The sequence below is a fragment of the Limnofasciculus baicalensis BBK-W-15 genome (genome assembly GCF_024178385.1).
In the GTDB taxonomy this organism is placed as follows: Bacteria; Cyanobacteriota; Cyanobacteriia; order Cyanobacteriales; family Coleofasciculaceae; genus Limnofasciculus; species Limnofasciculus baicalensis.
This window is the reverse complement of record NZ_JAMZMM010000339.1, coordinates 1-6,733: the sequence shown is the minus strand read 5'-3', so window position 1 is coordinate 6,733 and position 6,733 is coordinate 1. Positions and strand designations below refer to the sequence as shown.

Sequence of the window (6,733 nt, the reverse complement as noted above, 5' to 3'; positions counted from 1 at the left end):
CCCTACTCCCTACTCCCTACTCCCCACTCCCCACTCCCTCTTACTTATGGCGAATATGTTCGTAAATTGCCAAGTATTCTTTACCAGGATACTTCCATGAATAGTCGCAATTCATACCTTGGATGATGAGTTTTTCAAACTCTTCAGGATAGTCATACCACAAGCCAATTGCCCTTTCCATAGCTGATTCTAGGGCGTAATTGTCTGTATTATAAAAGACGTAACCATTTCTTTCTTCTGGTAAGTGATAATTGTCATAATCGCGATCGAAAACGGTATTTACTAAACCACCAACTCCCCGCACAATTGGCACAGTGCCATATTTTAATCCAATCATTTGGGTTAATCCACAGGGTTCGTAATTGCTAGGAACCACAATCATATCTGCCCCTGCATAGATGAGGTGGGATAATTCTTCGTTAAAGCTTAGTTCTAAATGAACGTCAGGGTTATCATTTAGGTGGCGTTTTTCGTGGGAAAACCAACTACCAATTGCGGATTCTGTAGGGGAACCTAATAATACAAATTGTGCCCCTTTATTGAGAGCATAATAAATGGCATGATGGACGAGATGAACGCCTTTTTGATCGTCCAAACGACCAATATAGGCAATGAGTGGTTTATCGACATCTTGGAGTAAAAGGCGCTCCCGCAATGCTTTTTTATTTTCCGCTTTTCCTGCTAAGTCATCCTTAGTATAATGTTCGGGAATGTAACGATCTGTTTCGGGATGCCAAAAATCTGTATCAATGCCGTTAAGAACGCCACTAAACTTATCTTGAGCTAAATATAAGCTGTGACCTAATCCGTAGGCAATGGAAGTATAACGTGCTTCATCTGCATGGTGTGGTGAAACGGTGGTAACGGCATTAGAGTAAACAATCCCGCCTTTCATAAAATTCAAGGAAAAAGGATTAAAATTATCCTGCAAGCGTTCGGGATCGAAGTAATATGACTCTCGACTCAAACCTGTTGCCCAAAGAATCTCACAACCGCCGAATCCTTGATGTTTAAAATTGTGAATGGTATAGCAAACTCTTTGATTCGACATGCCATGATATTGATATATTTCATAGAGCATTACTGGAATTAATCCAGTTTGCCAATCATGGCAATGAATTACATCGGGACGCTTATTACTTTGGTGGATAAATTCTAATGCGGCTTTGCTAAAAAATGCAAATCGCATATTATCGTCATGGCAGCCATAATAACAGCCCCGATTGAAAAAATTATCCTCCGAATGAGGTTCAATAAAGAAACAGACTCTCCCATGCACCCAACCGCAATAGACGGAACAATGAATTGCAGCGCCATACCAAGGAACCCACAAGTCGCGGTAGGCTTCGTGAAGCCCCCAAATATGGTCGTAGCGCATACAATCGTACTTTGGTAGAATCAGCTCGACACAGTTACCCTGAATTTCTAGCTCCCGGCTAAGTCCATAAACTACATCGCCTAAACCTCCAGCCTTGATGACTGGGGCGCATTCCGAGGCGATTTGTACGATGTACATCCTGGTTCCTCACTTCACAAAAGTTGATGTTCTCACTCTATACAGGAAAGAGGTACTTTTGGCAAGTGAGTCAGTGGGGAAAGTATTAGGGATGAAATAGATTAATCTAATTGATCTAATTATCTCTTGATGAAGAAATGGCGACTGGTAAACTGTATCTAGTTTCTAGTGTTCTTCTTGGGAAGAATGAGAAGACTTTGATACGTGTTTTGCACCAGAGGATGAGTGGAGGAAGTAGCTACTTGCAGCAATTAACAAAATAGACATTGCAAAGTAGAGAAGTTCTATTGGTTGCTTGATTTCAATCTCCATCACTCTTTTGAAGAAACCAACCACCAAGACCATAATGATGACTTTTAGTAGTTTATCCTTCAATTGTTCTAAAGATGTAATTTCTAGGATTTTTATCTCTTGATTTTCACCTCGAGCAATATCAATCTTAGAAATAAATAATTCATAAATACCAAAGCTGAAAATAATTAGCACTACTCCCATTAAGTATAAATCGATTCCCCCAATAATATCTCTCATTATCTCAATCGTATATTTCTCCGGATCCGCCTCAAAATGAAAAACCTCTAACACTGCCTGACTAATTTCCCAAGTCCCAACCGCAAATAAAACTATAACACTGACAACTCCAAAGAAAACTGGTACGATGGTTAAAAACCTAACATTCCACAACAATCCTTCTACAATTTGCTCTAACTTTCTTTGTCTTCTCATAGTTTAATTCTTGACTACCAACTTAATTTTGTTGATACTTTATCATTTTGTCCGAGCTACAGGACATCAGATGCAACAAAACTTATTAATAAGTTAATGCGGCTCCGGATGTTTAGTGCTTTTTTATCAAAAACTTAATTTAACTAGTTTCCGATTCCTGAGAATACCTCGGAACAATTCATACTATATACCAAAAAACCAACTGATAAAGTTTACCAATTAAAGTATATTGTTTGGCTCATTGGACACCTGCGGTATAATCCCAATCTCTAGTCAACCACCTCCGGGTTCACCTCCGTGGTGTAATCGGACGGGAATATTTTAGCGCTATCGCCGGGATCGTATACAATAAGAAAGTATTGATTGAAATAATTGAATCTCCTGTTACTACAGTAGCAAATTACCCCCAATTAAATAGGAACATTTTATGACAGCAGCAACCCTATCTACCAAATTGCCAAGTTTACCAGAATTAAGATCCGGATTACCCAATATTTGCGGGTGGGAGGCAGAAATTAGTGATGTAGTCACAGAAAATAAACCCGTATTTTTACCCAATACCAATCTCAAACTAGAAAATATCGCAGCCGGATTTGCTTGCGCCCTCCACATGCACCAACCCACTATCCCCGCAGGTGCAAATGGACAACTAATTAGCAATCTTCAATATATGTTTGAACATCCTGGTGAAGGAGATAACCATAATGCGGAACCCTTTGCTTATTGCTATCGCCGGATGGGAGAATTTATTCCCAAACTAATTGCTGAAGGTTGTAATCCGCGCATTATGCTGGATTATTCTGGTAATTTATTATGGGGATTGCGGCAATTGGGGCGAGATGATATTCTCAACGATCTTAAAAAGATTACCTGCGAGCCTCAGTATCAGCCATACATAGAATGGTTGGGAACGATGTGGAGTCATGCGGTGGTTCCCTCAACCCCAATTCCCGATATTAAACTCCATATTCAAGCTTGGCAACATCATTTTGCAGCTATTTTTGGCTACGATGCCCTGAAGCGAGTCAAAGGTTTTTCTCCGCCAGAAATGCACTTGCCTAATCACCCCGATACTTTGTATGAATATATTAAAGCACTCAAAGAATGTGGCTATCGATGGTTGATGGTACAGGAACATTCAGTGGAAAATATGGATGGTTCCGGACTAAAACAAGAACAGAAATATATTCCCAATCGTTTAGTTGCTCGTAATTCCCAGGGTGAAAGTATTAGTATCACAATCTTGATTAAAACGCAAGGTTCTGATACCAAGTTAGTGGGACAAATGCAGCCCTATTACGAAGCAAAAGGGCGCGGCAAACAGCAAATTGGCAATGTGACTATTCCTTCCTTGGTAACACAAATTGCTGATGGAGAAAACGGCGGCGTAATGATGAATGAATTTCCTAGTGCTTTCTTTAAAGCTTGCCATGAAGTGCGCCAAGAAGGTGGGGGTAAATCTGGCGTTGTCGCTATCAATGGTACTGAATATTTAGAGATAATTGAAGCAGCGGGTGTCAATCCTGAAGATTATCCTATTTGTCAGGCGGTGAATCAACATAAAATTTGGCAGGAAGTCGATTCTGACAAGGTTACACCGGAAAAAGTGGAAAATGCGATCGCAAAATTAAAACAAATTGACCATAACTTCCATATAGATGGTGCATCTTGGACAAACGATTTAAGTTGGGTAAAGGGCTATGAAAATGTCTTGGAGCCAATGAATCAACTTAGTGCCTTATTTCATCAAAAATATGACTCATTAGTCCAACAAGATGCCACAGTAACTCAGCGCCCTGATTATCAAGAAGCTTTGCTGTATAATTTATTAGTTCAGACTAGTTGTTTTCGCTATTGGGGACAAGGAATATGGACAGATTATGCCCGCGAATTTTACCGTCGGGGTGAGGCATTAGTTCGGATTTAAGCAGGTGGGCGTAAATAAATCTCATATCCAGAAACCCGGTTTCTTTGCCTCTGTGTCACATCTAGAAACCGGGTTTCTTCGCCCCTATTAGTTTTAGGTTTAATTCTACCTGCTTAATAACGATCGTAAAGACTTTTACAGGTATTAAAGCGATTGGGTTTGGAGGCAATCTAGGGAATGAGGATTAGAGAATTAATGGCAGATTAGCAATTACCAATTCCCCATTCCCCATTCCCCTCCGGTACTACCGCCATCATCGTCGGGTTTTGGGCAGGTATACTAAGGATAGGTACTTTAGTCTGTCCCTCATGATATTTTGCCAAACTCCAGTATAATTAATTGAGACAAAACCCCCTAGTCGAAAATGATGAATCAAGCACTACTGGAGCAGCTACAGCAAGCATATCGGGATTTGGATTTGTTCCCACTGATAGAAGCCGATGATATTGAGCGTTTTCGGGTGGAGTATGGGCGTGAAGTATTGGTGCGACTGAAGCGAGAAGTTGAAGCATCCGCTAAAGATGGAAAGGTGATTTTTGCCGGACATCGAGGTTGTGGTAAGTCCACTTTACTGAAACGTTTTGCAGTGGAAATGGTGGAAAAATACTTTACAATTTTTTTCTCTATTGCCGATTTGATTGAAATGTCTGATGTCAGTCATGTCAATATTTTGTATGCGATTGGTTTGAAGTTACTCAGTAACGCAACTAAAGTCAAAATTTCTGTCCCAGAGGATATTAAACAATCGCTTTTGGATTGGACTAATACTACTCGGAAAGAAACTACTGGAGATACAACTAAGTCTCAGGTTGGTGTGGGTGCGGCAGATATTTTTAAGCTGATTACCCTGAAACTGCAACAGGAACGGACTTTTCGCAATGAGTTGGAACGAACTTATGAGAAAAAGATCTCTGAATTAGTCCGGAATATAGATAGACTTGCAGCAGCAATTCAAACTTCGACTAAGAAACCAGTTTTAGTGATTATTGATGATTTAGATAAACTAGATTTAAGTATTGTTGAGCCGATTTATCGTAACAATATTAAAGCGCTATTTTCTCCAGGATTTAAAATTGTCTTTACTATCCCCATTTCCGCCATCCAAGAACCGAAAGTGATGGGGGCGCTCAATTCTGAGGGAATTGTTAGAATTCAACTATTTCCGGTGACGAAGTTTTATCAGCGCCAAGATTGTCGTAATCCTAATGCCCAACCGATTAGTAAGCATCTCAATCTGTTTCAGGAAATCCTGAAAAAACGATTTCCTCCAGAATTGATAACTCCTGAAGCTGCACAAAAAATGGTCTTGTCTAGTGGTGGTGTGGTGCGGGAGTTGGTACGGATTGGACGAGAATGTTGTACGGAATGTATGGTGCAATTGGAAATTGAACCAGAGCGGGAAAATATTAAGATTGATGAGGAAATCTTGGCAACGGCGTTACGGAATTTGCGGAATGATTTTGCTCGACAGATTAGTTCGAGTCAGTTATATACTGTCTTAGCAGAAGTTTACAAAACTCTTAAGCCTGCTCCTGGAGAAGATTTTGTTAAGTTGTTGCATGGGTTAATGGTGCTAGAATATGAAAATGATGCTTTGTGGTATGATGTTCATCCCATTGTAATTGATCTTTTGCACCGGGAAAACTTGATTTAATTTTATGACAAATGCAGTTATCGATATTGAAAAGGAGAATAAACGTAACCTGCGGAAGTTGATTTTGTCGATTCAGGCTAGTTTTGGCAAATTGAATATTCTGGTGGCGATTAACGATAATCATATCTATCGAGATGAGATAATTAAAACCTACGAATTAGAATTGAAAGCTCAAGGGATAAACTGCTACCGAGTTAAGGTAGATCGGATTATGCCGAGTCTGAAAGACAGTTTACAAAATCTATTAGCAGCAGCATCTGAGGGTAAATTAGATAGGTTGTCTGTGGTGACGGTTTTGGGGGTAAGCGATTTACTGGATTTGCGACTGACAAAAGAGAAATCGCCGCTAGAACGTTTTCTCTTTTCGGTACAGTGGACGAGAGAGGCTTTGCGATATTTTGAGTTTCCTATTGTTGTGTGGGTGACGCAAGGAATTGCCGCAGCAATGGCGAAACAAGCGCCAGATTTTTGGAGTTGGCGGGGGGGTGTATTTGAGTTTGTCAAGCCTATTGATTTGCGCCATACTACCAGTGATATCATCGTGCCGAAATTTCCGGAAGCGATACCGGAGGAAGATTTACCGGATATTGCTGAATTGCAGCAACAGATTGATAAATTGAACGAGTTAGAACCTGATTCTCCTTTGTTGGGTAGTTTGTATCAAACTCTGGGAGAAACTTATTTTAAAAAAGTTCAAAAAGGTTTATCGAGTTCGACAAAAACTGATATTGAGTTAGCGATAAAGTCATTACAGGAAGCTGTAGGGGAATATGAAAAAGGAAATCGAAAATCGGAATTAGCATTTTCCTTGAGATGGATAGGCGACATTCATACATCTATCGGTAATTGGGATGAAGCGGAAAGATTATATCGACAATCCTTACAATTGTGTGAAGAATTAGGCGATCGC

The 6,733-nt window shown here is 40.0% G+C and carries 4 protein-coding genes and 1 pseudogene; 3 read left to right on the top strand and 2 right to left on the bottom strand.

Annotated elements, in window-relative coordinates; translation table 11 throughout:
• Positions 1–40 precede the first annotated feature (40 nt).
• Positions 41–1,516, bottom strand: coding sequence for a glycogen synthase GlgA (glgA, locus tag NJ959_RS23810; protein WP_254014234.1), 1,476 nt, complete (start codon positions 1,514–1,516; stop codon positions 41–43).
• A 165-nt stretch (positions 1,517–1,681) separates the two neighbouring features.
• Positions 1,682–2,242 carry a YqhA family protein gene (locus NJ959_RS23805; RefSeq protein ID WP_254014233.1) on the bottom strand — a complete coding sequence of 187 codons (561 nt, stop codon included), beginning with the start codon at positions 2,240–2,242 and terminating at the stop codon, positions 1,682–1,684.
• Positions 2,243–2,669: 427 nt separating this feature from the next.
• On the opposite strand from NJ959_RS23805, the gene NJ959_RS23800 reads away from it, so the two are divergent.
• From NJ959_RS23800 to NJ959_RS23790, 3 genes and pseudogenes are all read left to right on the top strand, one after another.
• Entirely contained in the window at positions 2,670–4,169 is a 1,500-nt protein-coding gene (locus NJ959_RS23800; protein ID WP_254014232.1) for a polysaccharide deacetylase family protein, read from the top strand.
• A gap of 364 nt (positions 4,170–4,533) precedes the next feature.
• The gene (locus NJ959_RS23795; protein ID WP_254014231.1) at positions 4,534–5,823 is read left to right on the top strand and encodes a P-loop NTPase fold protein; all 1,290 of its coding nucleotides are present in this window, start codon (positions 4,534–4,536) and stop codon (positions 5,821–5,823) included.
• Positions 5,824–5,827: 4 nt separating this feature from the next.
• Positions 5,828–6,733 (top strand): annotated as a pseudogene (locus tag NJ959_RS23790) (hypothetical protein); the annotation flags it as partial.